Below are 24,223 nucleotides of genomic sequence, written 5' to 3' on the forward strand. Positions count from 1 at the left end.
GGCGGGGAAAACCCCGCCATGCCGATGGGGCCGTAGGGCGGGGTTGACCCCGCCGCCGTTGGCTCACTCATCCTCCTCCGCATCCAGGAGTTCCATATTCAGGCCGAGGCCGCGCACTTCCTTGACGAGAACGTTAAAGCTCTCTGGAATGCCCGCTTCGAAATTGTCCTCGCCCTTGACGATGCTTTCATAGACCTTGGTCCGGCCCGCCACGTCGTCCGACTTCACCGTCAGCATTTCCTGCAGGGTGTAGGCGGCACCGTAAGCTTCCAGCGCCCAGACCTCCATTTCCCCGAAACGCTGTCCGCCGAACTGCGCCTTACCACCAAGCGGCTGCTGCGTAACAAGCGAGTATGGACCGGTAGACCGCGCGTGGATTTTGTCGTCCACAAGGTGATGCAGTTTCAGCAAGTACTTGACGCCCACGGTAACAGGGCGCGCAAACTGCTCGCCCGTGCGCCCGTCGAACAGGATCGACTGACCCGACGTGTCAAAGCCAGCGCGTGTGAGGCTGTCATTCACATCCGCTTCCTTTGCACCGTCGAAAACCGGCGTTGCAATCGGCACACCGCGTGTGACATTGCCAGCCGCTTCAACCAGCGTGTCCTCGTCCATGCCCTCGATACCTTCGGCATAGACGTCATCGCCGTAGGCAAGGCTCATCGCCTCGCGCACCGGTGTCAGATCTCCCGACCGTTTGTATTCCTGCAGCGCCTCGTCGATGTTCACGCCCAGGCCTCGTGCGGCCCAGCCCATGTGCGTCTCAAGGATCTGACCAACGTTCATACGCGACGGCACACCCAGCGGGTTCAGACAGAAATCAACCGGCGTACCATCCGCGAGGAACGGCATGTCCTCCATCGGAACGACTTTCGAAATCACACCCTTGTTCCCGTGACGACCCGCCATCTTGTCACCCGGCTGCAGCTTGCGCTTCACCGCGACAAAGACCTTGACCATCTTCATGACACCCGGAGGCAGATCGTCGCCACGACGGACCTTTTCGACCTTGTCGTCGAAACGGGCATCCAAGGTCCGCTTCTGGATCTCGTACTGCTCGTTCAGCGCTTCAACGATTTTCGCGTCATCCTCGTCCTCAAGCGCCAGCTGCCACCACTGACCACGGGTCAGTTGCTCGTCCAGCATCTCTTCGGTGATCTGGCTGTTGGGTTTGATGCCCTTGGGGCCTTTGACAGCCACCTTGCCAAGGATCATTTCGCGCAGACGTGCATAGATGTTGCGGTCAAGGATCGCCAGCTCGTCGTCCCGGTCACGGGCCAGACGTTCGACTTCCTCACGCTCGATCTGCAGCGCACGCTCGTCTTTTTCCACACCATGGCGGTTAAAGACACGTACTTCCACGACGGTACCAAAGTCACCCGGCTTCACGCGTAGCGAGGTGTCGCGCACGTCGGATGCTTTCTCACCAAAGATGGCGCGCAGAAGCTTTTCTTCCGGCGTCATCGGGCTTTCGCCTTTCGGTGTGATCTTGCCCACCAGAATGTCGCCCGGCTCAACGTCCGCGCCAATATAAACGATGCCCGCCTCGTCGAGGTTGCGCAGCGCTTCTTCACCGACGTTCGGAATGTCGCGAGTGATCTCTTCTGGCCCCAGCTTGGTGTCACGGGCGGCAACTTCGAATTCCTCGATGTGGATCGAGGTAAAGACGTCGTCGCGAGACACGCGCTCGGAGATCAGGATGGAGTCTTCGTAGTTGTAGCCGTTCCACGGCATGAACGCGACGACCACGTTCTTGCCCAACGCCAGTTCACCCATATCGGTGGACGGACCATCGGCAACCACCTGACCTTTTTGAACTGTGTCGCCCACCTTCACCAGCGGACGCTGGTTGATGCAGGTGTTCTGGTTCGAACGCTGGAACTTACGCATGCGGTAGATGTCCACACCCGCGTCGCCCAGCTCAAGGTCTTCAGTGGCCCGGATCACGATACGGCTCGCATCTACCTGGTCGATGACACCGGCACGCTTGGCCATGATCGCAGCACCGGAATCCCGTGCTACTACCTCTTCGATACCTGTACCCACAAGCGGTGCTTCCGCCTGCAGCAACGGCACGGCCTGACGCTGCATGTTCGATCCCATCAAGGCGCGGTTCGCGTCGTCGTTCTCAAGGAAAGGGATCAGCGAGGCCGCAACAGAGACCAACTGCTTGGGCGATACGTCAATCAAATCAACGCTTTCCGTCGGGGCCAAGGTGTAATCGCCGGACTGACGAGTGTTGACCATCTCGTTGATGAACTTGCCGTTTTCATCCAGCGACGCGTTCGCCTGAGCCACAGTGTGACGCATTTCCTCGGTCGCGGACATATAGTGTACCTCATCGGTCACCTTGCTGTCCTTGACCACGCGATATGGTGTTTCGATGAAGCCGTACTTGTTCACGCGGGCAAATGTCGCCAGCGAGTTGATCAGACCGATGTTCGGACCTTCCGGTGTCTCAATCGGGCACATGCGACCATAGTGTGTCGGGTGCACGTCGCGCACCTCAAAGCCCGCACGCTCACGTGTCAGACCGCCTGGTCCAAGCGCTGAAAGACGACGCTTATGCGTCACCTCGGACAGCGGGTTGGTTTGGTCCATGAACTGCGACAGCTGGGAAGAGCCAAAGAACTCACGTACCGCAGCGGCAGCAGGCTTGGCGTTGATCAGGTCCTGCGGCATCACCGTGTCGATCTCAACGGAAGACATCCGCTCCTTGATCGCACGCTCCATGCGCAACAGGCCAACGCGGTACTGGTTCTCCATCAACTCACCGACGGAACGCACACGGCGGTTGCCAAGGTGGTCGATGTCGTCGATGTCGCCGCGGCCGTCACGCAGATCGACGAGCGCCTTGATACAGGCCACGATGTCCTCGCGGCGCAGCGTGCGCACGGTGTCTTCTGCATCCAGATCCAGACGCATGTTCATCTTCACGCGACCAACGGCCGACAGATCATACCGCTCGCTATCAAAGAAAAGCGTGTCGAACAGGTTCGACGCCGCTTCAACGGTGGGGGGCTCACCCGGACGCATAACGCGGTAGATGTCCATGAGCGCGGTGTCGCGGTTCATGTTCTTGTCCTGCGCCATTGTGTTGCGCATGTACGGACCAACGTTGACGTTATCGATGTCCAGCAGGGGGATCTCAGTAAAGCCTGCGTCGACCAGTTCCTTGGCCGTACCACCGATCAGCTCACCGTCCTTGTCGTACTCCAGCGTCAGCTCATCGCCAGCTTCGACATAGATCGCGCCGGTTTCTTCGTTGATGATGTCCTTGGCAACAAATTTGCCCTGAATATGGTCGAAGGGCACCAGCAGCTCTTTGACTTCGCCTTCGTCGATCAGCTTCTTGACGGCACGTGGCGTGACCTTCTTGCCAGCTTCAAACAGAACCTCACCAGATTTCGCATCCACGATGTCGTATGTCGGCCGGGTACCGCGCACACGTTCGGGGAAGAACGGTGCAACCCAGCCCTTCTTCTTTTTAAGCTTGTAGGTAACGGTATTGTAATACGCGTCCATGATCGCTTCCTGATCCAGGCCCAGCGCATAAAGCAGGGTCGTCACAGGCAGCTTGCGGCGGCGGTCGATGCGGGCAAAGACGATATCCTTGGCATCGAATTCAAAGTCGAGCCAGGAGCCGCGGTAGGGGATGATCCGGCATGCAAACAGCAGTTTACCCGAAGAGTGCGTCTTGCCCTTGTCATGGTCAAAGAACACGCCAGGAGAGCGGTGCATCTGGGATACGATCACACGCTCGGTACCGTTCACGATGAACGTACCATTGGGGGTCATCAGGGGCATATCGCCCATAAAGACATCCTGTTCCTTGATGTCTTTGACGGACTTCGCACCAGTGTCCTCATCCACATCGAAAACGATCAGACGCAGTGTCACCTTGAGCGGCGCGGAATAGGTCATGTCGCGCTGCTGACACTCCTCAACGTCGTACTTGGGCTTTTCCAGCTCGTACTTGACGTATTCCAGCACGGAGGTTTCGTTGAAATCCTTGATCGGGAAAACCGACTGGAAAACGCCCATGATCCCTTCGCCATCTGTTGGCGTCTCGGCATCGCCCGAGTTCAGGAACAGGTCGTAGGAAGATTTTTGCACCTCAATGAGGTTCGGCATGTCCAGCACTTCGCGGATTTTGCCATAATATTTACGGAGACGTTTCTGGCCAAGGAAGGATTGCGCCATGTGTCAAAATACCTTTCGTATCTCTTGCCTGAACGCCGCCACCGGGGCCGTGGCGCGTCCATCAGAGCGGATTAGTCCGGTCAATGCTGGGCTGCGTCCCACCGCAACCCTTCCGACCTGTGGACCTCTCCAGAAGGGGGCTCTTTGGTCAAAAGCACCCTTCAAGACAGGTTTGGCTGGACAGAGAATCTCTCCATCCAGCCAATGTTTTTGTCGGGGAACACCGAAAACATCTCTGTTTCCGACCGCTTTCTATGAACAAAAGCGATCCCCGTGTTAACCGACTTAGGCCAGCTCGACTTCCGCGCCAGCTGCTTCCAGCTTGCCCTTGATGTCTTCTGCTTCGGCTTTGTCGACGCCTTCTTTGATCTTGCCGCCGGCCTCAACCAGGTCCTTGGCTTCTTTCAGGCCCAGACCGGTGATGCCGCGCACTTCCTTGATCACGTTGATCTTGGATGCGCCCGCGTTCTTCAGAACGACGTCAAATTCAGTTTTCTCCTCAGCTGCTGCGCCACCGGCGTCAGCAGGACCAGCCATCATCACTGCGCCGCCTGCTGCGGGCTCGATGCCGTACTCGTCTTTGAGGATGGTTTTCAGTTCTTGTGCTTCAAGCAGTGTCAGACCAACGATCTCTTCTGCCAGTTTCTTCAGATCAGCCATGTTTAGCTCTTTCCGTTAACGATATGTGTGTTCCAACGTGTGTGTTCAACCACCCGCCGGCTTGACGATTGCTTACGCAGCCTTGTCCTCAATTGTGGACAGGATGGATGCGATGTTGCTTGCAGGTGCGCCAATGGCCCCGGCGATGTTCGATGCAGGTGCGCCCAGCATGCCCGCGATGGTGGAGATAAGCTCCTCCCGCGAAGGCATCTTGGACACGGCTTCGACACCGGCGACGTCCAGAGCATTCTCACCCATGGCACCACCAAGGATAACGAACTTTTGGTTCTCCTTGGCGAATTCCTGAGCAACCTTGGCCGCGGCCACAGGATCCTCAGAATAGGTCAGAACGGTCATACCCGTCAGCAGGGAAGAAATGCTTTCGCATGGCTTCCCGTAGAGGGCGATTTTGGCGAGCCTGTTCTTGGCAACACGCACGGCCCCACCAGCGTCGCGTGCGCGCTGACGAAGGTCCTGCATTTCGGCAACTGTCAGACCGGTGTAGTGGGCAACCACAACAACGCCAGAGCTTTCAAAGATCTGGCCGAGCTCTTCGACCAGCTGTTCTTTTTGTGCTCTATCCACAGTTTCACTCCAGTAAGGGAGGGTTTCCCCTCCGGCTCAGTTTTGCCGGGACTGATGGTCCCGACATTTCGGGTCCTTACGGGGTCCTGCGCATCGCTGCGGATGGCCCAAGCGGGTGCATCCGAAGAAAATCTGCTTTTTCCCGTCTCAGGCAGGAATTATGTTGATCAAATCACCAACACCCACCGTCTCGGACGAAAAGCACAAAAGCGCGACGAATCGCGCTTGGGTACTTGATGGGTGCAATAAACGCTTGACAGGGAATTTCCAACCCCTCCCGCGCGTTTTTCTGCGCACGATGCCAGATCGGGTTGGCGCGATGCCACGCGAGGAGCGTTGAGCCGTTGCGACAGGGTGGTTCGTGCACCTGCTCGTCTATGGCCGCGGCAATATGTCGCTATGCAATTACCCCAAGCAAAGACCAGCCAAAAGCCTTCCTCAATCCGCTGTCTGCATTGACCTAGATCAGTTGAGCCTTTGCCGCACGGGCTAGGGTTACGGTGTCTGCATCACAACACTGTGGAGAGAACCAATGGTACTGAAACACATTGTAGAAATTGTAGCGGCCGCAGGTTTGACGGCCTTGTCGCTTTCCAGCCCTAGTCTGGCTCATGATTTGAACCGCTCGAACGGATGGCACCAAGGTCATATGTCGGGCTTCGGTCACGGCATGGGACAGGGCCACATGATGGGTCCGGGATACGGCATGGGTCTGGGTCATATGATGGGCCCCGGTTTCAGTCGACAGGGCAATGTTGCGCCCGGAACGATGCCGTCCCTGCGAGGGAAACTCGATACAGACGATGTCAGGCAAATGATGGAGTATAGACTTCGCTGGATGGACAACCCGAACATCAAGCTTGGCAAAGTCGAAGTAAGCGACACAGACACCATCACCGCCGAGATTGTCACGCAAGACGGATCGCTTGTGGAGCGTCTGAAAGTGGATCGCCATACAGGATGGATAGGGCCAAGCCGGTGACAGCACGTACCACCGTTTGACTTCCGCCCGCCAAATCATGCTGCAAAGGGGACAGACAACTGCAAGGCGGTGTCAGTCCGCTCACATGTTTTTCGTGCACGGTTTGCACATGCAGCCATTAGCGGTTCAATCGTTACCGCTTGCAAGAAACAAAAAAAGGGCGCCGAAAACTCAGCGCCCTCTTCCAATTCTGTACCTGTCCTACTGATCAGGCGTTCTCGGACACCGCATCATCCACGGCAACTGAAATCCCTGGACCCATGGTTGAGCTCAGGTTGATCTTCTTCATGTACGTGCCCTTGGAACCAGCAGGCTTCGCCTTGGCCACGGCACCCACAAAGGCGCGCACGTTCTCGACAAGCTTCTTCTCGTCAAAGGACAGTTTGCCGATGCCCGCGTGGACCACGCCACCCTTCTCGGCCTTGAACTGAACTTCACCGCCCTTGGCAGCTTTGACAGCGTCAGCCACATCCATGGTCACCGTACCCACCTTGGGGTTCGGCATCAGGTTGCGGGGGCCCAGCACCTTGCCCAGACGACCGACGATCGGCATCATGTCAGGTGTCGCAATGCAACGGTCAAACTCGATCTTGCCCGACTGCACGGTTTCCATCAGGTCCTCTGCACCAACGATGTCAGCACCAGCGGCCTGGGCTTCTTCAGCCTTGGGGCCACGGGCAAACACAGCCACGCGCATGGTCTTGCCCGTACCGTTTGGCAGGCCCACAACGCCGCGCACCATCTGGTCCGCATGACGTGGGTCAACGCCCAGGTTCATCGCAATTTCGATGGTCTCATCGAACTTGACGTTCGAGTTGGCTTTGATCAGGGCGACGGCCTCTTCAACCGTGACGTCCTCTTTGCCGGCAAATGCCTCGCGGGCGGCGGCAAAACGCTTTCCTACTTTACCCATCTTACTTTACCTCGATGCCCATGGACTTCGCAGAGCCCAGAATGATCTTCATTGCCTGTTCCACGTCATTCGCGGACAGGTCAGCCATCTTCGCTTCTGCGATCTCGCGCAGCTGCTTGGTGGTCACGGAGCCGACGGTCTCACGCGATGGCGTGTTCGCACCGGATTTCACCTTGGCGGCTTTTTTCAGGTAGTAGGACGCAGGAGGCGTCTTGATGTCCATGGTAAAGGACTTGTCCTGATAATACGTGATCACGGTTGGGCATGGTGCACCGGGATCCATATCTGCGGTCTTGGCGTTGAACGCCTTGCAGAATTCCATGATGTTGATGCCGCGCTGACCCAGCGCAGGACCGACAGGTGGGGATGGGTTGGCTTGCCCCGCAGGGATCTGCAACTTCATCGTACCGACGAGTTTCTTGGCCATTGGCCTTCTCCTTTTCTCAACACCCTGTCGACGCGTCTTCAGGGCAGGTTATGTTGCGTGGTCAGGTCCAGATATCGCGATACCCTCGCCTCCCACGAATGTGCCGCCGCATTGGCGACAGGGCGCCTTACACCGACCGTGACGGCGATGCAAGCCTCGCACCCGCTCGCTCGGCAATGGCGCTCTTCCCCGGCTTTCCAGTGCATCGCCGTGACGCGCCTATGCCCGGTACCAGGCCCTTCCGAATATTAAACACGTTCTTTTCCAATTCATGCCAACATTCAGCTTTAACAAGATAGCGAATTAGGACCTTGACGGCTTCGCGTCCCAATACCGACAGGAGGATACAACTTGGCGACAACCTTCGAAGTCATTTATCTAGGCACGGCCGCCGATATCGATAAGGTCGAAGGCAACTTCATCGCCGAGAATTCCGGCGCGCTCAGCGGTCTAACTTTCGGCAGCGAGGCGGACCCGCTGCGTAACCACATCCAGCAATTCGCGCCAGGCACCGGCGGCTTTTCGGGCACCAACCCGGCCGGTTACGACCACAACATCAGCAACCACGAAAACTTTACTATCGATGGCGGGGCGGATCAACAGTTCGAACGGCGGGTAACACCTACCTCGCGCCCGAGACCTCCTACAATTCCGACCAGATTGCGCTTGAGGCCAAACCGATCGAGTCCATCACGCTGGGCAGCGAGGTCTTCTTCAACGGTAACGAAGGCTATGGTTTGGCCGGTGACCACTATGCCGCCACTTTCGCCTGCTAGACCAATGGCACCCTGATCCGCACGCCGACGGGCGACGTGCGGATTGAGGAACTGCGGGTCGGCGATCTAGTCTGCACCGATGGTGGCGATGCGCAGCCAATTCGCTGGATCTCGGGGCGTTACGTCATCGCCCAAGGCAAGAACGCGCCGGTCCTGATCCCGGCAGGCGCCATGGGTGCGGGATTGCCCGAGCGGGACTTACGCGTGTCACGCCAACACCGGATGCTCGTCCGCTCCCGCATCGCCGAGCGAATGTTTGGCACCCATGAAGTTCTCATTCCGGCGGTCAAGCTGGCCGGACTGGGCGGCATTCGCCTCGATTCGACACCGGCGCTCCTGCGCTATGTCCATCTGATGCTGGACAGCCACGATATCATCATCGCAAACGGCGTCCCTTCCGAGAGCCTGTATTTTGGTGAACAAGCCGTCGGAAAACTACCAAACAGCAATTGCCATGAAATCCTCGATGTTTTTGCCGAACTTCGGCTGAACCCAAGCCGAGCAATTGAATTTGCTCGGCCCGTTCCGAATGCCAGACAGCAAGCCCGACTGGTTGCGCGGCACCTCAAAAACAAGCGCGACATGGTGGAAATGTCGTTGCGATGACGCCGCGTTTCGGCGGCCTGCACCGCATGACGCGCCAAAGACCTCGAACTGCTGGCGCCGTCTCTGTCGCCCCGATCAGCTCTGCTTAATCACCTGCGTGAACTCCAGCTCCACCGGGGTTTCCCGGCCAAAGATCGACACGGAAACCTTCAAACGCTGATTTTCCTCGTCGACCTCTTCGATCATGCCATCGAAGTCCTCGAACGGACCGTCGCCGACCTTGACCTTTTCGCCCACTTCAAAATGGATAAGCGTGCGAGGCGCGTCTTCGCCTTCCTGCACGCGGCCCAGGATACCCTGAACTTCGGCATCACGCATCGGCATCGGGCGGCCCTGCGGACCCAGAAAACCGGTGACGCGGTTGATCGAGTTGATCAGGTGATAGCCCTGATCGGACATTTCCATGTGCACCAGTACGTAGCCGGGCATAAAGCGCCGCTCGGTGGTGACCTTCTTGCCGCGACGAACTTCGATCACTTCCTCGGTCGGGACCAGCACTTCGTCGATCTGGTCCTCAAGCCCCTGCTCTTCCACGTTCTGGCGGATTTGCTCGGCGATCTTCTTTTCAAAGTTGGACAGGACACTGACTGAATACCAACGCTTTGCCATGTGATCTTTGATCCCTGTCTTGCGATGGGCCGGGCCACCTGCCCTGCCATCTGATCCGTAAATAAAGCCGGGCGTAACCGGCTGCCTGATAGAAAACGGGGCGCAGGCTTGATTCGCCGTGCGCCCTGTCATGTTAGGGATGCTGAGTAGCCCCAGATGATCTGGGATTCAAGCCTGCCTGTAGAATTTTGCCTGTGTTCGGGACGATGCCAGCGCCTAGCTGAACATTCCAAGCACGCCCTGCAAACCACTGCGGATGATGATATCTACGATGGCAAAGAAGACGGCTGTCAGCGCCGCAAGGATAAACACCATGATCGTGGTCAGTACGACCTCGCGACGCGTGGGCCAGACAACCTTGCCAACCTCAGCACGCACCTGCTGGATGAACTGAAGTGGATTGGTCATCGCCATGTCGTTGTCCTCAACGTTACCTGTGCGACGCATCTAACGGCTGGCGGGATAGGTTTCAAGCCTCACCTCAGCCGCACCAAGCAGCTGGTCTCAGGCTTCGCCTTCACGCATGTCCGAAAACCGCCGGTCCAGCGCTTCGTCATGACGTTTGTCAGCGGTAGCAAGATCACCGAAATCAGGCAGGTACAGCCCATCGACCGACCCTTCGGGAAAACGGTCAAGGATTGCGTCCCACTTCATGGCAAAGGCATCCAGCTTGCGGTGAAGTTCCACGGCACGGGACGGACGGCGCCGCGCGTACCAACGGCCAAGGCCCATCGCACGTCTCCAGAACCCGTCATACCCAAGGATCAGGAACACTCCGATAAACAGAAATATCGACAGGAGTATCAATCCGACGACAAGCCAGGGGCGCAATAGCACCAACAAGGCGAGCGCTGCGAAAACCAAGTGTTTTGGCTTTGGCCTGTAACCGGTGACGCGCGACTTGAGGCGCGCAACCAGGCCCTTTTTTACGACAGCTACCTCTGGCTCTTGCGGCCTCACCTCGTCAAACCGATGCGTTTGGTTGTTTTGCTGGGGCAAAACGTTTGCGGGTTGTTTTGCCATTTCATTGACGTCGACGCTCGGTTTGTTCGCCGGTGGCGCTGCAGACGCGTCACCGCGTGATGCCGCAACTGCCTCTGCCTCCGTTTCGAACAGATTGCGAATCGCGGCAAGGGCCTGCGGATCAAGCTCCTCTGCGCCAGATGGTTCTTTATCGGCAATTGGTTGGCTCTTCATCTCTGTCGGCATGATCGTCTCTCGGTCCCAGTCTTCAACTTTCGGTAACAGGCGTTTCAGACTGTTGCGCGGCAGGAATATGGTAAGACTGTGTTCGCCAGCACGCCGCCTTACTGCGATCTGCGCCCGCGCACTTTCGGTTTCTGCGACCAAAGAACCGCTGCGAAAACAACCGCGCCGCCCGTTACGACCTCTAGCGAGGGACGCTCAGCCAGAATGGCAAAGGCCAACATAGGGGCCAAGGGCATCTCAAGGATGGACAACAACGCTGTTTCTGACGCTGGCAAACGGCGCGCGCCCTCAGACAGGGTCACCGACGCGACAGCAAAAACCAGACCAAATAGGACAAGCAAAGGTATCTCTGCGGGCGTGACTGAAAAGGGCTCTCCCAGATAGAACGCAGGCGGCAACAGAAGCACCGAAGACAGCGCGGCCGGCAATGCAGCTGTCGTGGCTGGCCGTGCACGATAGACCACCATCGTCCCCGCCATCATCAGCGTCATGAACAGCGCCAACAGGTCCCCCTGCCACGCATTGCCCGCAAAAGACCCTGACACGATCAGCACAACTCCCGCAAACGCTGCCAAGCTGGCCAAGGCGACTGTGAGGCTCGAAAGTTCACGCAGATACCCCCAGGCCAGCAGGGCCGCCAGAAACGGGGCCGCGCCATAGATCAGCGCAACATTTGCTACCGCAGTCAGCTTGAACGCAGGAATAAACGCAGCCGTCCCCGCCGCCATCATAACCGCAACAGCGAGCGCCGGGCGACCAAACACCATCACTTCCCTTACAAGCGCACCACGCAAGGCCAAATACCCGACCGTAAAAGCCGATGCCGATACCCCGCGCCAGAAAATGATGTTCCACGCCACCGCATCGACCGCCTTGGTGAAGATTCCAGCGGTGCTGAACACGAGTGCCAATACAACAACCAGTACCGCCCCTGTCTGTCCCTTTGTCATGCCCTTGTCCTTTCCCCACGCAAGGACGGACTTACGACAAGGCTGCTGACATCTATTTGTCAGCAGCATTATGGTGAAAAAGGAAAATCGGGAGGGCCAATGTCAAAATCTTCACGCCTGTTTGAAATCATCCAGATGCTGCGTGCTGCGAAAGGCCCGCTTCTGGCCCAACAGATGGCCGACAGTCTGGAGGTGTCCAAGCGCACGATCTACCGTGACATCGCATCGCTGCAAGCCATGCAGACCCCGATCTACGGGGAGGCGGGCATCGGCTATGTCATGCGCAAGGGCTACGATCTGCCGCCTCTCAATCTGGATGTTGATGAGGCCGAGGCCATCGCTGTGGGTCTGAGCATGATCGCGCGCACCGGTGATGCCGACCTTTGGCGTGCGGCCGGACGTGCAGCACGCAAGCTGAACGAGGTCGCACCGGGGACCCGCCGCCTGATCGCGTCAAGCTGGGGATTGGAGGATATCCAGACCATCGATCTTGCAGCCCTGCGCCGCGCCATCCGCGCGGAACAAAAAATCGATCTCCGGTACCGTGATGAGAACGGTCAGGCCACAACGCGCACCATTTGGCCGCTCGCCCTAAACTACTATGTAGATACGGCAATGGTCGTGGCCTGGTGCGAATTGCGTGCCGACCTGCGGCACTTCCGGCTGGACCGGGTGCAGGACTGGTCAGTCAGTGACGAACACTTCACTGGCGAGGGGTCAGCGCTGCTTGAACAATGGGAGCAGACCCAAAAGGACGACACTGTACTCACGCGCGGCTTCTGACCGGGCAGTCCTGTCGTTCATGTCTTTGGAAAATGGCAGGGGCTGAGGGACTCGAACCCACGACCCTCGGTTTTGGAGACCGATGCTCTACCAACTGAGCTAAACCCCTATGCCGAGCCGTTGGGTAGTCGCAAATCCCCCGACGATCAAGAGCAGATCGCATCCACGCCAAGATTTTAGGAACATTGACGCGCATCGCACGTTGGTTTGGTGAAACCTATGGAACACAAGAACAGGAGATACAGAATGACAATGGACAATCTGAAAGACGTCTATCAAGACCAACTCCAGGACCTTTACAGCGCCTGTAAGCTGTCGCTCGACGCCACAACCAAGCTGGGCCGCGCCGCCACCGATAAAGAGCTGAGCGAAGCACTGATCGCCGGTGCGAATGGCATCAGCCAGGGCATGGACAAGCTGAAATCGCTATGCGCCACCCATGACATCGACCCAGACGGTGAACACTGCAAAGGCATGGAAGGTCTCGTAAACGAGGTCGACGCACATGTACTTGAGGCCGAATTTGGCAATGACGCAACGCGCGACGCAATGATCATCACCCAGTATCAGCGCATGGTCCACTACGCGCTTGCTGGATACGGCTGCTTAGTAGCATTCGCCAACCGTCTGAACTTGGATGAAGACGCCGCAATTTTGCAAAAGCAGTTGGACGAGACGTATGGCGGCGACCGCCGTATGACCGCAATTGCAACCGATGGTGGCGTAAACAAGAAGGCCGCCTGAACGGCATATCCTTAAGAAACGCGAAAAGCCCCTGCATGCGCGCAGGGGCTTTTTATTTTGATAACCTAGAATTGATCAGGCGACGTGGCGTGACACTGCAAAGTTCGGACTTTGCACAATCCCGGTATCGAACAGTCTGGAAATTTCTGTATCGTCCATACCCACCACATCACCCAGGATCTCTTCTGTGTGCGCCCCTAGAACCGGTGCCTTTGCTGCAGGCTTCCGCGCACTGGCCGAGAATGTCATCGGGGCACCGGGCACCGGGAACGTCCCCAACCCCGGCTGATGCAACATTTCAAACATTGGATTGTCCGTTGAAAGATCTGCATCTTCTGCCACGGCTTCTTTCACCGTCCTGAAGTGAGACCACGTCGCCCCTGCCTCGTCCAGCTTGCGACCCACGATCGCGGCATTCTGAGCTGCAAACCATGGCTTGAAAATCTCTGTGATCTGATGACGCAGGGCCCACCGAACCCCTTCTTCCTTGAGGTCCAAACCTGTCTGCGCCGCAAGGCTGTCGATCGCATCACCGGACCCTGTTACCTTGACCAGCGCCGCCCATTGCCGTCCAGTCAGCCCGATCACCATCACGCGCTTTCCGTCCGCACAAAGGAAATCCTGTCCGTAAGCACCGTACAGCGCATTACCCGATTTACCGCGCGCATCGTCATTCAGCATCGCATCACCGATCATGCCCAGATGACCCAAGGTTGCCGCTGCCACGTCCTTGAGCGACAGCTCGACATCCTGCCCTTCACCTTTCCGCAGGCGATGCCGCTCTGCTGCCAGAAGGGATGACACCACCATATTACCTGCAATCAGATCCCATGCAGGCAAGGCATTGGCCACTGGCTCCGCATACCCTTCGGGCCCGGTAATGTCAGGGATACCCAGCGCGGGGTTCACCGTGTAATCCACCTGCGGGCGACCATGCCGGTCCCCCATCAGCGTGACCATGATCAGATCCGCGCGGTGCTTGCTGAGCGTTTCATGATCCATCCAGCCGCGCACCCGCAGGTTGGTCAGAAACATTCCCGCATCCTCGCCGGGGGCGGTAATGATGCGTGTGATCAACTCCTTACCTTCCGGCGCTCTCATATCGACGGCGATGGACCGTTTGCCCTTGTTCATCCCGGCCCAAAACAGGCTTTGGCCCGACGGCGCGACCGGCCAGCGTTTCGCATCCAACCCGCCACCGATCCGGTCAAACCGGATCACGTCCGCGCCCATCTGCGCCAATGTCATGCCCGCCAGCGGAACCGCAACGAAAGCCGATCCTTCAACGATCCGCATGCCTTTGAGTATCTGGCTCATCTTAAATCTCCCACATTGCGTTGGCTTGCATGGTCTGATGCGTCCCGTCGGCCACCGTGCATAGGTCCCATTCAGACGACGACTTCTTGACCGCCCGCAGATCAAGCGCATTACCCGCAAACAACGGATGCACCCCACGGTAAGAAAAGACGCACGGCGCCGCGCCACGTTGGCGGGTGGCCATCTGCATCAGCAACTGGGCCTGCAATGGTCCGTGCACGACCAGATCCGGGTAATGCTCAACCTGCTGCGTATAGGGCAGGTCATAATGAATGCGGTGCGCATTGAACGTAATCGCCGAGTAGCGGAAAAGCAGCGGTGTGCTCATCTTGACGGCTTCGGTAATCTGCGCGGTCTCGGGTGCTGGAATTGCCTTGGGCGGTGTGAACGCGTCGGGGATCTGCAGGTAAACGATGTTCTGACGCTCAAGAACCGCCAACCCATTGCAACCGTGTACCTCATGATCCAGCGCCACGATGACGATATCGCCCGCAGCCCCGGTCTTTTCTGAAATATTCGCGATCCTTGTCCGTCTCTTCAGCGGTTCGCCCACATGCAACGGGGCCAGAAACTCAAGGCTGCCGCCGGCCCACATGCGCCTGTTCCGCCGAACGGGCGGCATGAAATCGCCCAGACGAGGATGCCCATCCTCACCCAGCTGGTCCATGCCAGCGGTCGGCGGGAAAGCATACCAATGCCACAGGTGAGGCAGCAAATCCCCGTCTTTGGGGGCCTTGGTCCCCTTTGCGCCAAGAACGGCCTGGATCAGTGTGGCCTGCTGTTCTGAGATGCCACCATCAGTTGTGTCGCTGCGGTCAACCCAAGCGCCTAAATTGATCTGATCCATTTCATTCCTCCCGGCTTTGTTGCACTTCAATTGCAGGGAGAACGGAAAAAATCAAATGATTTTAATGAGTTAACGGTAGACCATCGTATACAATCAGCAAATGCTGCGTCTGCAAAGATATCGGGAGGCTTTGAAACTTCTACACCTTTTCCGACTGGCTTTGCGCGTGCAGCAAAACGGCGCACGCGCTGACTTTTTCAGCATACAAAGGTATTCAGCCCACTAACTGGGCGAAACGGCCTCCAATGCGGCAATATCTCCATCCATAATCCGCGCTTCGTGTGCCAGAATCGCGGATATCGGCCAATCCCACCATGCGAGTTTGCTCAGCCTTGCCGCATCCCCCTTCGAGAACCGCTCTTGAACAATGCGGGCAGGGTTGCCCGCCAGGATGCAATAATCAGGCACCTCTCCCGCAACCACCGCACCGGCACCCACGATCATGCCGTTCCCGATCCGCGCACCTGGCAGGATCGTGGCCCCTTGACCAATCCACACGTCATGGCCGATGACCGTATCTGCACCCGGTCCCGGCATCGACGGCCTCCCCTCAAGGGGACCACCGCCAAAAATCGCGAACGGATACGAGGAAATCCCATCGTAGCGATGATTGGCAGATGCGGTGATAAAGGTGACCCCATCAGCAATCTGGCAGAACTTTCCGATGATCAGTCGTTCAGGACTGAAATCAAATAAATAGGGTGCAAGACGCGCGGCCCAGTCTTCGGGCGGTTCAAATGCGCTGGCATAGGTATAAGCCCCCACCTCGATCCTGGAATGGTCAATGGCAGGTCTGAGGAACACGGTCTTTCTGAGTGGTGCACCATTGGCGTCCCGGATCGGGTGGACCTCGTCGGGATCGGAGAAATCAATGGTCATCGGGCGGTCCTTCGAACAGGCATGAAACAGCTGTTCATCGGCATATCAGAAATTGATCCTGTTCAAAAACCACCCGTGATGAAGCGCAGGAACTGGCCCGTGTTCGGGTTGGCGGCGCTAATTCATCCGCTTCAGCAGTGTTCGGATTTCCTTTTGCGGAACGCCATTGTGAACCCGCTGGAACCTCAGGTCCAAGCCTTCTTCGACCAGCGTGCGGTGATATTCCTGGATCTCGTAGTCGCCTACCTCATTGATGAAAAGCGAATAGACCGTGAATGTTTCTCCATCCACACGCGCCCAGACAAAGGGCTCTCCCTGCAACGGATCGAGCGGTATCGCCTTGCCAAAAAGGTTCGACTTCATCGCTGACTTGTAGATGTGTTCCCGCGCGCTTGGTGTAAACTCTATGGTGTAGGTCTTCTCTTTGATACGCCCGTCGCTCTTGTAGCTTACTGATGTCCAGGTAATCACGAAGCCGTTTTTCGTGGCCTCGATTCTCGTGCTCATATCACGCTGCTGTACTTCGCCCTGATAGACAAATTCAGCGCTGCCCGCGTATTCGCCCTCAAAACGCTCGATCTCACCCGCCAGCACTAGGCCCGGCAACATGAGGAAAAGCGCAGCAACAAGAACGCGAAGTCGGACAAGCAGGTTTTTCATATTCAAATTTTAGCATGGTAAAGAGTGTTTGTCAGCAGAATTGCCAAGACCACCGAACGCATCAAGCTTACCTGCTGGCAGCTTTGATCAATGCAAACCGAAAAAGGCCGCAGCATCGCGCTGCGGCCTTTTGTGTTTGTTCTGTCGGCGGGCGTATCGCCCGCCTCACTGGGCTTAGTCCGTGATCTTGGAAACCACGCCCGCGCCAACGGTGCGGCCACCTTCGCGAATAGCAAAGCGCAGGCCCTGCTCCATCGCGATCGGTGCGATCAGCTCAACGTCGAACTTCAGGTTGTCGCCAGGCATCACCATCTCGGTGCCCTCGGGCAGCTGAACAGTGCCGGTGACGTCTGTCGTCCGGAAGTAGAACTGTGGACGGTAGTTCGCAAAGAACGGCGTGTGACGGCCACCCTCTTCCTTGGTCAGGATGTAGGCCTCGGCCTCGAACTTCGTGTGCGGGTTCACCGAACCGGGCTTGCACAGCACCTGGCCACGCTCGACACCGTCACGGTCCACACCGCGCAGCAGGGCGCCGATGTTGTCGCCCGCTTCACCACGGTCCAGCAGCTTGCGGAACATTTCCACACCTGTGCAGGTCGTCTTCTTGGTGTCGCGGATGCCCACGATCTCGATCTCGTCGCCGACGTTGATCACGCCACGCTCGACACGCCCGGTCACAACCGTACCACGGCCGGAGATCGAGAACACGTCTTCCACCGGCATCAGGAACGGCTGGTCCACCGCACGTGCAGGTGTCGGGATGTACTCATCCACGGCCGCCATCAGTTCACGGATCTTGTTCTCGCCGATCTCTGGATCACGGCCTTCCATCGCCGCCAGCGCGGAGCCCGCGATGATCGGAATGTCGTCGCCCGGGTACTCGTAAGAGGACAGCAGCTCGCGGATTTCCATTTCCACCAGCTCCAGCAGCTCTTCGTCGTCGACCTGGTCAACCTTGTTCATGAAGACAACCATGTAGGGAATACCAACCTGGCGGCCCAACAGGATGTGCTCGCGGGTCTGGGGCATCGGGCCGTCGGCCGCGTTCACCACCAGGATCGCGCCGTCCATCTGGGCGGCACCGGTGATCATGTTCTTGACGTAGTCGGCGTGGCCGGGGCAGTCGACGTGCGCATAGTGACGTGCGTCGGTCTCGTATTCCACGTGCGCGGTCGAGATCGTGATGCCACGGGCTTTCTCTTCGGGCGCGCCGTCAATCTGGTCATACGCCTGGAAGTCACCGAAGTACTTCGTGATCGCTGCCGTCAGTGTCGTCTTGCCGTGGTCAACGTGGCCAATCGTGCCGATGTTGACGTGCGGTTTCGTACGTTCAAACTTTTCCTTTGCCATGGTCGTAGCGCCCTTTTGCATTTGAGGGGCCACTGGGGGCCCGGGTCCTGATATGGCGGGCGATGTATTGGGTCTGGAGGGTAAAATCAAGCGGGTTTCGGCACAATCCGTGCCATGCCCCTATTCAGAGCTGGTGCTGGCCGCCGCAGTCGTTTCAGCACCCTCATTGAACCAGCCATTTTCCCGCTTTTGCTTAACCAGATAATTCTCAATTTGCTTTGCCGCGTTCTGGCTGAGGTTCTTAAGCTGTTGCTGCGCTGACTTGGTGTAGCCAGAGCCGATGACCGGCCCCTGATCAAACGATTCCAGCACCGTGATCTGGTGCGGCTTGGCGTTCAGCTTCTTGTTGGCCGCGTCATCCCAGACCGTCAGGTTGATGATCAGAATCGATTTGGGCGCAAACACCAGCGGAATACCGGGCTGGGCCAGAACGTAGCCTTCCACGCTCATGCCAAAGTGGTAGTCCTTTGTTCCCTTGTATCGGCCAAACCGTTCCTTGGTCGCGTCGGTCAGCGCCTTGGTCAATTCTGCCTCGCTCACCTCGCGGCTAAGCGGGCCTTTCACGGCCTTGGGGGCCACGGCAATATTGTGCACAAGGTTGAAATTCCCAAGAGGTACCGGTGCCTCGTTCAGATCGCGGGCTCCGTTGCAGGCGGCCAGCATCACGACAGACATCAATACAGCAAGCACACGAACCATGATCAAGAACACCCTTTCTGGCGCAGATATCTTTCTGCGATACCCCACCCCCTGACCGGGTGCAATCAATTGACGCGTTGGACGTACCGCCAAGCACCCCTATCTATGATAGAGTGATCTGAGAGGACATGTTCATGACAAATGCGACCGCCACGCCCGTCCGCGTCCCGCTGCCCAAAGCGTCAGCACATCCCGTGCGCGTGCCATTGGTGACGGAACCATGGGGCATCCTGAAAAGCCTTCAGATGGCGCGGCGCAACGTGCTCAGCATCATACCCGATCTCGCAACAAGGCAGCCCATGGTGTCAGGCAAGACCGGCAAGCGCTGGCACATGGTCATGGAACCGACCGCCATTCGGGAAATGCTGCTGGACCGGCTGGAGGATTACCCCAAGTCTGTGGTGACCAAAAACCTCCTGAAACCAGCCATCGGAGAATCCTTGTTCATCGCGGAAGGCGCGCACTGGCGCTGGCAACGCCGTGCCGCAGCGCCCGTTTTCTCGCACCGCAATGTGATGAATCTCTCGCCCATCATGACCGCCGCAGCAGAGCGGGCGGCAGAGCGGATCACACAGGCAGGTCCCCGCGCCGTGAACATGCTGGATGAGATGGTGACAACCACCTTTGACGTGATCGGTGACGTGACCTTTTCCGGCGGTGATACCTTTGACCGCGATTCAGTTCACAAGGCCATCGATCAGTACATTGCCGAAGCAGGCAAGATCAGTCTCTTTGATATTCTCGGTTTCCCGGACTGGGTGCCACGGCCCGGACGTCTGATGTCCGGCCCGGCGCTGAAGGAAATGAAAGCCATGGCCGATCAGGCCATCGAAGCCCGTGCCGCGCGCGGGCACGAAGGCGTACCGGACCTGCTGGATCTGCTGCTGGAAGGCGAAGACCCAAAGACAAAACGCAGGATGTCCACCGCCGAACTGCGCGATAATTTGCTGACCTTTATCGTGGCGGGCCACGAGACCACCGCGCTGACGCTGGCATGGGCAATGTATCTGGTGGGCTTTGACCAGGACGTGCAGGACCGCGCCAGAGCCGAGGCGCAATCGGTGCTTCAGGGCCGCGCCTGCACCGGTGACGACGTGGAAAACCTGCCCTTCATCCGCATGATCATCGACGAGGCATTGCGCATGTACCCCGCCGCCGGGATCATCTCGCGGACAGCACAAAAGAAAGACACGCTGGGCGGGCGCGAAATCCTGCCGGGTGATACGGTGATGATCCCGATCTACGCGCTTGGACGGCACCACCAACTGTGGGAAGACCCCGACGCCTTCCGTCCCGAACGCTTTGCCGACCGCAAGGCGATTGACCGCTATGCCTATCTGCCCTTCGGTGACGGTCCGCGCATCTGCATCGGCGCGTCCTTTGCCCTGCAAGAGGCAGTGATCATCCTTGCGACCATGCTGTCGCGGTTTAAATTCACCCCCGTGCCGGGCAAGGAGCCCGAGCCGGTGATGATCCTGACCCTGCGGCCCGACGGCGGGGTCTGGATGACGGCGGAACCGGCCTGAATCACTCTCTTGAAAGATTGGGCGTGACATTCTGCACAGCCTCGCGTTTTCTTGAGAAAGCCAAGGGAGCGTCAACATGTCGAACACGCTGGCTTTTGCTGATCTGGCCCGCGCCTGTTATCGTGCCCTGCTGGGCCGGGAGCCGGAGAACGAACAGGTCGTTGAGGAACGCGCAGCCGCCGGTCTGTCACCCGAAGCGATGATGCAGTCATTCATCAACAGCGACGAGTTCCGTAAACATACATCAGAGCAGGCCATCCATGACTGCCTGATGCTGAACAACACCTACGATCATCTGGATATCGAAGTGGACGTACCGCCCCAGATCCTGAGCAAGATGTTCGACCGGATCAGGGGAGAGTGGGCCGCGTTGGGCGAAACCGAGCCTTATTGGTCAGTCCTGACCTCAGACGCCTTCCGCAGCGAAAACATTCAAAAACACCTCGATGACTTTTTCCAAAGCGGGCAGACCAACATCAATTGGATGCAGAACATCGCCAAGCGCAATGGCGTCGAGCTGGGCAAGCATCAGACCTGTTTTGAGCTTGGATGCGGTGTCGGGCGGCTGACGCTGCCCCTGTCCGAGGTTTTTGACCATGTGACCGCCTACGACATCTCTCCGGGGAACCTGCGGGAATGCGAGGCGCTGATCAAAGCGAAGGGTCGCGAGAACATCACCACCCGGCTGATGACCGACATCGAAGACATCCGGCAGGCCCCCGGTTTTGACGTTCTGTTTTCGATCATCGTGCTGCAACATAACCCACCGCCTGTGCAGAAATTCATTCTCGACGTCCTGCTCGACAAGATCAATCCGGGTGGGATCGCCTATTTTCAGATCCCCACTTTCATCCCCGACTACAGCTTTTCGGTTGAGACATACCTAAACGACACGGCGCGTGAGATGGAAATGCATGCGGTGCCCATGCATCAGGTGCTTGAATTGCTGAGGGCCAAGGGGTTTGAGCTGCGCGAGGTCTTGCAGGACCAGTTCACCGGGATGCCGGGCTCTCATTCCTTCCTTGCGGTCAAAAGCGTCTAACGCCTGAGGTCAGTCGCAAATCGTCTGCACCGCGGCCCATTCTTCGGGAGACATCGACGGCTGATAGGTGGCGCCTTCATCCACCTCCGCGCGCGCCGCCTTGATCCGCTCTCCCAAAGACGGGTGGGTCAGAAAATGCGCCACCACGCCTTCGGCATCACCATGTTCCGCTCTCATGCTGGCGAACATGTCGCCCAGCGCGCCGGGGCTGATGTTGGCCTCAGCCAGAACATCATGCGCAAAGGCGTCGGCCCCGGTCTCTGCCGCCTGCGAATACTGCGCCGAAATCAGCCGTTCCGTCAGGAACAACACCGCCGCACCACCCGCAAAATCCCCGAACAACAGACCCAGCACACCGATAGATCCGGCAGTGCGCAGCGCATGACGCGTGGGATCTGAACTGACCACGTGGCCAATCTCATGGGCCAGAACGGCAGCCACCTCATCCGGGCCATCCGCCGCGTCGATCAATCCGCGAAAGATCACCACAAAACCGCCGGGCAGGGCAAAGGCGTTGACCATCTTGTGATCCAGCACCGACACGTTCACCTGCTGACGAAAATCGCGCTCTCCGCTCAACCGGTCCACCAAGGCATCCAAAGCAGCGACACCATCAGGGGCCTCACAGACCTCAAGCGGGTTCAGGCCGGTATCATCCAGCGCTTCACGGATCTGACCATAGGTCGCCTCTCCAAGCGCACGTTCACCTTCGGGTGGGATGAACCCGGCAAGATTGTCCGCCAAAAGGGGGATCAGTACAAAAATCTGCAATCCAACAGCAGCCACCGCCGCCACGGCCCATGCCGCCAACCGCCCGCACCACTTGGGCGGCGCACGACGCGTCAACTGCGGCAGATGCGGCAGCAGCGTCTTGTCGGTCACGAAAAGCCGCGCCACCGGGTCGCTCGCACGGCGCAACACGATCCCCGTTTTCACAGCGATGTCAGGCAACTGCCGCACCTCTTCGACCGGCCAACGCAACGTGGTGCCATTATCCATTCCGATCTGCAGCATGCCCTCTGCGACATGCAGGCTGACCTCCCTCGGCTCCGGGCTGTCACCATCGAAATAGGCCGCACCCATGCCATCAAATCCCACGCTCATATCGCCGCCCCCAGATCCAACGCCTCGGCAAAACCTTCTGCCTCGGCAAATGCGTCACGGTCACGCTGGCTGATCAGGGGCAACCCGACGACGATTGGCAGAGTGGTCGTGACGGCCATGTGGCGCATCAGCGGATAAGTGACGAAGGTGTTGTACAGGACACCCCACAACAGGAAAAACGTCAGATAAAGGACGGCAAGCAATACCACGGATACCCAGCGCGGCAGGTCAGAAACAGCGCCCGCCCCCGGCATATCTGCAAAGAACACCAAACTGTCAGAAAAGACAAACGCAGCAAGCAGCACCAGCGCGACGACGCCGATTACCAGCATCATGTAGGCAATGAAATTGCCCAGAACGTAAATGAATGTGACGCGCAAACCACTGAGGTCCGAGGCGAACTGTACACCCGGCCCTATCTTGTGGTTGGCCATGATGCGCTTGGACACCCAGACGTACCAGATCGCCCCGAAAAGCAGCCCCGACAGCCCCAGTGGGATCAATATCAGACGTATCGGATTGACCCATTCAAGCCCCTCGATGCGCCCTTCGACCAGACCATCCAGCGCACCGGCAAGTTCTGCACCGTCTGCAATCCCACCCGGAAACACCGGATCGACCCGCAGCGTCCACAGCAGGACCGCACCCAGAAACAACAGGCTGGCCACGAAAGGCCGCGTTGCGGGCAGCAGGTTCTGCCACCTGCCCCCCTGCACCATCTGGGCGGAGCCAAAGAACGTCCGGTCCGTGCGGTATTTCTCAAGCAGGAACGTCATGCGGGGCCACAGGATGCCAAGGCTGATGATGGTCAGAAACCAGTACCACAGCGCCCGCATGGCATAGCCCCACGCCCCCTTTTCCAACCCGAACCGCACCCCGCGCCAGCGCGTGCGGCCCAACACATAGCGCCGTGCGCGGTAGCGGGCATAGAACCACAGCGGGATCAAGCCGGCGAAACTAGCGACATAGCCGATGACCGACGAGTTGAAGACAGAGAAGCTGACAAACATCAGCAGCAGATTCACGATTCCGATGTAGAATGTCAGGATCACCACCGCGATAAAGAACCCCAGTAGTTTCTCGATCGGGTCGCCAACGTATTCCAACGGGTGCCCACCGGGGCGCATCGCCGACCAGTACCAGCGCCGCAGCCGGGTCTTCATCCAGAAGCGGTAAAACCCAAGTGTTAAGATTGTAAAGAAACCGGTCTTGAGCGCCAGCCAGAACAAAGCGGCGCGTTTTCCGGTAAACTCAACCGTCAGACCACTTTCCGCCTCTGTCCCCGCGGGGACAACTTTTGGTTGCGGCTTGGACTGCCAAGGGCTGTTAATAATTGGCGTATCGTTCATCGG

24 protein-coding genes and 1 tRNA gene are annotated in these 24,223 nt (G+C 58.1%); 7 read left to right on the forward strand and 18 right to left on the reverse strand.

Annotated features, from left to right (window positions below):
- Positions 1 to 63: 63 nt before the first annotated feature.
- The 3 genes from rpoB to rplJ all read right to left on the reverse strand — a co-directional run bounded on the left by rpoB (position 64) and on the right by rplJ (position 5,448).
- Positions 64 to 4,203: a DNA-directed RNA polymerase subunit beta gene (gene rpoB, locus GV827_RS11300; protein ID WP_164353919.1), complete on the reverse strand. Its 4,140-nt coding sequence runs from the start codon at positions 4,201 to 4,203 to the stop codon at positions 64 to 66.
- Between the two features lie 285 nt (positions 4,204 to 4,488).
- On the reverse strand, positions 4,489 to 4,863 hold the full coding sequence (rplL, locus tag GV827_RS11305; protein ID WP_164353920.1) for a 50S ribosomal protein L7/L12: 375 nt from the start codon (positions 4,861 to 4,863) through the stop codon (positions 4,489 to 4,491).
- A gap of 72 nt (positions 4,864 to 4,935) precedes the next feature.
- On the reverse strand, positions 4,936 to 5,448 hold the full coding sequence (gene rplJ, locus GV827_RS11310) for a 50S ribosomal protein L10 (protein WP_164353921.1): 513 nt from the start codon (positions 5,446 to 5,448) through the stop codon (positions 4,936 to 4,938).
- Between the two features lie 532 nt (positions 5,449 to 5,980).
- Between rplJ and GV827_RS11315 the strand changes: the two genes are divergently transcribed.
- Positions 5,981 to 6,430: a hypothetical protein gene (locus tag GV827_RS11315; protein ID WP_164353922.1), complete on the forward strand. Its 450-nt coding sequence runs from the start codon at positions 5,981 to 5,983 to the stop codon at positions 6,428 to 6,430.
- 208 nt (positions 6,431 to 6,638) lie between these two features.
- Here the strand turns inward: GV827_RS11315 and rplA are convergent, their stop codons facing one another.
- Together rplA and rplK are read right to left on the reverse strand one after the other, a co-directional pair.
- Positions 6,639 to 7,343 carry a 50S ribosomal protein L1 gene (gene rplA / locus GV827_RS11320; RefSeq protein WP_164353923.1) on the reverse strand — a complete coding sequence of 235 codons (705 nt, stop codon included), beginning with the start codon at positions 7,341 to 7,343 and terminating at the stop codon, positions 6,639 to 6,641.
- A 1-nt stretch (position 7,344) separates the two neighbouring features.
- On the reverse strand, positions 7,345 to 7,770 hold the full coding sequence (rplK, locus tag GV827_RS11325; RefSeq protein WP_164353924.1) for a 50S ribosomal protein L11: 426 nt from the start codon (positions 7,768 to 7,770) through the stop codon (positions 7,345 to 7,347).
- Between the two features lie 351 nt (positions 7,771 to 8,121).
- On the opposite strand from rplK, the gene GV827_RS11330 reads away from it, so the two are divergent.
- Together GV827_RS11330 and GV827_RS11335 are read left to right on the forward strand one after the other, a co-directional pair.
- Positions 8,122 to 8,562: a hypothetical protein gene (locus GV827_RS11330; RefSeq protein WP_164353925.1), complete on the forward strand. Its 441-nt coding sequence runs from the start codon at positions 8,122 to 8,124 to the stop codon at positions 8,560 to 8,562.
- A gap of 20 nt (positions 8,563 to 8,582) precedes the next feature.
- Positions 8,583 to 9,152, forward strand: a complete 570-nt coding sequence (locus tag GV827_RS11335; protein ID WP_164353926.1) for a Hint domain-containing protein — start codon at positions 8,583 to 8,585, stop codon at positions 9,150 to 9,152.
- A gap of 75 nt (positions 9,153 to 9,227) precedes the next feature.
- Here the strand turns inward: GV827_RS11335 and nusG are convergent, their stop codons facing one another.
- From nusG to GV827_RS11355, 4 genes are all read right to left on the reverse strand, one after another.
- Positions 9,228 to 9,761 (reverse strand): transcription termination/antitermination protein NusG, encoded by a 534-nt coding sequence (nusG, locus tag GV827_RS11340; RefSeq protein ID WP_164353927.1) that lies wholly within the window; start codon positions 9,759 to 9,761, stop codon positions 9,228 to 9,230.
- A gap of 216 nt (positions 9,762 to 9,977) precedes the next feature.
- Entirely contained in the window at positions 9,978 to 10,175 is a 198-nt protein-coding gene (gene secE, locus GV827_RS11345; RefSeq protein WP_164354108.1) for a preprotein translocase subunit SecE, read from the reverse strand.
- Between the two features lie 90 nt (positions 10,176 to 10,265).
- On the reverse strand, positions 10,266 to 10,958 hold the full coding sequence (locus GV827_RS11350) for a hypothetical protein (RefSeq protein ID WP_164353928.1): 693 nt from the start codon (positions 10,956 to 10,958) through the stop codon (positions 10,266 to 10,268).
- Positions 10,959 to 11,068: 110 nt separating this feature from the next.
- Entirely contained in the window at positions 11,069 to 11,920 is an 852-nt protein-coding gene (locus tag GV827_RS11355; RefSeq protein WP_164353929.1) for a DMT family transporter, read from the reverse strand.
- A 99-nt stretch (positions 11,921 to 12,019) separates the two neighbouring features.
- Here GV827_RS11355 and GV827_RS11360 point away from each other — a divergent pair, with 99 nt between their 5' ends.
- A complete protein-coding gene (locus GV827_RS11360) occupies positions 12,020 to 12,703 on the forward strand; it encodes a helix-turn-helix transcriptional regulator (protein ID WP_164353930.1) in 684 nt (227 codons plus the stop codon).
- Positions 12,704 to 12,736: 33 nt separating this feature from the next.
- On the opposite strand, the gene GV827_RS11365 is transcribed toward GV827_RS11360, so the two are convergent.
- Positions 12,737 to 12,812, reverse strand: a tRNA-Trp gene (locus tag GV827_RS11365).
- A gap of 137 nt (positions 12,813 to 12,949) precedes the next feature.
- On the opposite strand from GV827_RS11365, the gene GV827_RS11370 reads away from it, so the two are divergent.
- A complete protein-coding gene (locus GV827_RS11370) occupies positions 12,950 to 13,447 on the forward strand; it encodes a ferritin-like domain-containing protein (RefSeq protein WP_164353931.1) in 498 nt (165 codons plus the stop codon).
- Positions 13,448 to 13,522: 75 nt separating this feature from the next.
- Here the strand turns inward: GV827_RS11370 and GV827_RS11375 are convergent, their stop codons facing one another.
- From GV827_RS11375 to GV827_RS11400, 6 genes are all read right to left on the reverse strand, one after another.
- On the reverse strand, positions 13,523 to 14,764 hold the full coding sequence (locus GV827_RS11375; protein WP_164353932.1) for a CoA transferase: 1,242 nt from the start codon (positions 14,762 to 14,764) through the stop codon (positions 13,523 to 13,525).
- Position 14,765: 1 nt separating this feature from the next.
- Positions 14,766 to 15,611, reverse strand: a complete 846-nt coding sequence (locus GV827_RS11380) for an FAS1-like dehydratase domain-containing protein (RefSeq protein ID WP_164353933.1) — start codon at positions 15,609 to 15,611, stop codon at positions 14,766 to 14,768.
- Between the two features lie 222 nt (positions 15,612 to 15,833).
- On the reverse strand, positions 15,834 to 16,490 hold the full coding sequence (locus GV827_RS11385) for a CatB-related O-acetyltransferase (RefSeq protein WP_204325845.1): 657 nt from the start codon (positions 16,488 to 16,490) through the stop codon (positions 15,834 to 15,836).
- Positions 16,491 to 16,607: 117 nt separating this feature from the next.
- Positions 16,608 to 17,150, reverse strand: coding sequence for a hypothetical protein (locus tag GV827_RS11390; RefSeq protein WP_235930325.1), 543 nt, complete (start codon positions 17,148 to 17,150; stop codon positions 16,608 to 16,610).
- 174 nt (positions 17,151 to 17,324) lie between these two features.
- On the reverse strand, positions 17,325 to 18,500 hold the full coding sequence (gene tuf, locus GV827_RS11395) for an elongation factor Tu (RefSeq protein WP_164353910.1): 1,176 nt from the start codon (positions 18,498 to 18,500) through the stop codon (positions 17,325 to 17,327).
- Positions 18,501 to 18,620: 120 nt separating this feature from the next.
- Complete coding sequence (locus GV827_RS11400; RefSeq protein ID WP_235930326.1) at positions 18,621 to 19,199, reverse strand: hypothetical protein; 579 nt, start codon at positions 19,197 to 19,199, stop codon at positions 18,621 to 18,623.
- Positions 19,200 to 19,333: 134 nt separating this feature from the next.
- On the opposite strand from GV827_RS11400, the gene GV827_RS11405 reads away from it, so the two are divergent.
- Together GV827_RS11405 and GV827_RS11410 are read left to right on the forward strand one after the other, a co-directional pair.
- Positions 19,334 to 20,725 (forward strand): cytochrome P450, encoded by a 1,392-nt coding sequence (locus GV827_RS11405; protein WP_164353934.1) that lies wholly within the window; start codon positions 19,334 to 19,336, stop codon positions 20,723 to 20,725.
- Between the two features lie 76 nt (positions 20,726 to 20,801).
- A complete protein-coding gene (locus GV827_RS11410) occupies positions 20,802 to 21,767 on the forward strand; it encodes a class I SAM-dependent methyltransferase (protein ID WP_164353935.1) in 966 nt (321 codons plus the stop codon).
- Between the two features lie 9 nt (positions 21,768 to 21,776).
- Here the strand turns inward: GV827_RS11410 and GV827_RS11415 are convergent, their stop codons facing one another.
- Together GV827_RS11415 and GV827_RS11420 are read right to left on the reverse strand one after the other, a co-directional pair.
- Entirely contained in the window at positions 21,777 to 22,871 is a 1,095-nt protein-coding gene (locus tag GV827_RS11415) for a M48 family metallopeptidase (protein ID WP_164353936.1), read from the reverse strand.
- Positions 22,868 to 24,220 carry a DUF898 domain-containing protein gene (locus tag GV827_RS11420; protein ID WP_235930327.1) on the reverse strand — a complete coding sequence of 451 codons (1,353 nt, stop codon included), beginning with the start codon at positions 24,218 to 24,220 and terminating at the stop codon, positions 22,868 to 22,870. The genes GV827_RS11415 and GV827_RS11420 overlap by 4 nt, the downstream gene beginning before the upstream one ends.
- Positions 24,221 to 24,223 lie beyond the last annotated feature (3 nt).

The sequence above is a fragment of the Sulfitobacter sediminilitoris genome, from assembly GCF_010667575.1.
Lineage (GTDB): Bacteria > Pseudomonadota > Alphaproteobacteria > Rhodobacterales > Rhodobacteraceae > Sulfitobacter > Sulfitobacter sediminilitoris.

Bases quoted from the DNA above. Each gene is read 5' to 3' on its own strand.
- rpoB (WP_164353919.1), bottom strand. From the start codon at position 4,203: ATGGCGCAATCCTTCCTTGGCCAGAAACGTCTCCGTAAATATTATGGC.
- rplL (WP_164353920.1), bottom strand. From the start codon at position 4,863: ATGGCTGATCTGAAGAAACTGGCAGAAGAGATCGTTGGTCTGACACTG.
- GV827_RS11315 (WP_164353922.1), top strand. From the start codon at position 5,981: ATGGTACTGAAACACATTGTAGAAATTGTAGCGGCCGCAGGTTTGACG.
- rplA (WP_164353923.1), bottom strand. From the start codon at position 7,343: ATGGGTAAAGTAGGAAAGCGTTTTGCCGCCGCCCGCGAGGCATTTGCC.
- rplK (WP_164353924.1), bottom strand. From the start codon at position 7,770: ATGGCCAAGAAACTCGTCGGTACGATGAAGTTGCAGATCCCTGCGGGG.
- nusG (WP_164353927.1), bottom strand. From the start codon at position 9,761: ATGGCAAAGCGTTGGTATTCAGTCAGTGTCCTGTCCAACTTTGAAAAG.
- secE (WP_164354108.1), bottom strand. From the start codon at position 10,175: ATGGCGATGACCAATCCACTTCAGTTCATCCAGCAGGTGCGTGCTGAG.
- GV827_RS11350 (WP_164353928.1), bottom strand. From the start codon at position 10,958: ATGAAGAGCCAACCAATTGCCGATAAAGAACCATCTGGCGCAGAGGAG.
- GV827_RS11355 (WP_164353929.1), bottom strand. From the start codon at position 11,920: ATGACAAAGGGACAGACAGGGGCGGTACTGGTTGTTGTATTGGCACTC.
- GV827_RS11360 (WP_164353930.1), top strand. From the start codon at position 12,020: ATGTCAAAATCTTCACGCCTGTTTGAAATCATCCAGATGCTGCGTGCT.
- GV827_RS11370 (WP_164353931.1), top strand. From the start codon at position 12,950: ATGACAATGGACAATCTGAAAGACGTCTATCAAGACCAACTCCAGGAC.
- GV827_RS11375 (WP_164353932.1), bottom strand. From the start codon at position 14,764: ATGAGCCAGATACTCAAAGGCATGCGGATCGTTGAAGGATCGGCTTTC.
- GV827_RS11380 (WP_164353933.1), bottom strand. From the start codon at position 15,611: ATGGATCAGATCAATTTAGGCGCTTGGGTTGACCGCAGCGACACAACT.
- GV827_RS11385 (WP_204325845.1), bottom strand. From the start codon at position 16,490: ATGACCATTGATTTCTCCGATCCCGACGAGGTCCACCCGATCCGGGAC.
- GV827_RS11390 (WP_235930325.1), bottom strand. From the start codon at position 17,150: ATGAAAAACCTGCTTGTCCGACTTCGCGTTCTTGTTGCTGCGCTTTTC.
- tuf (WP_164353910.1), bottom strand. From the start codon at position 18,500: ATGGCAAAGGAAAAGTTTGAACGTACGAAACCGCACGTCAACATCGGC.
- GV827_RS11400 (WP_235930326.1), bottom strand. From the start codon at position 19,199: ATGGTTCGTGTGCTTGCTGTATTGATGTCTGTCGTGATGCTGGCCGCC.
- GV827_RS11405 (WP_164353934.1), top strand. From the start codon at position 19,334: ATGACAAATGCGACCGCCACGCCCGTCCGCGTCCCGCTGCCCAAAGCG.
- GV827_RS11410 (WP_164353935.1), top strand. From the start codon at position 20,802: ATGTCGAACACGCTGGCTTTTGCTGATCTGGCCCGCGCCTGTTATCGT.
- GV827_RS11415 (WP_164353936.1), bottom strand. From the start codon at position 22,871: ATGAGCGTGGGATTTGATGGCATGGGTGCGGCCTATTTCGATGGTGAC.
- GV827_RS11420 (WP_235930327.1), bottom strand. From the start codon at position 24,220: ATGAACGATACGCCAATTATTAACAGCCCTTGGCAGTCCAAGCCGCAA.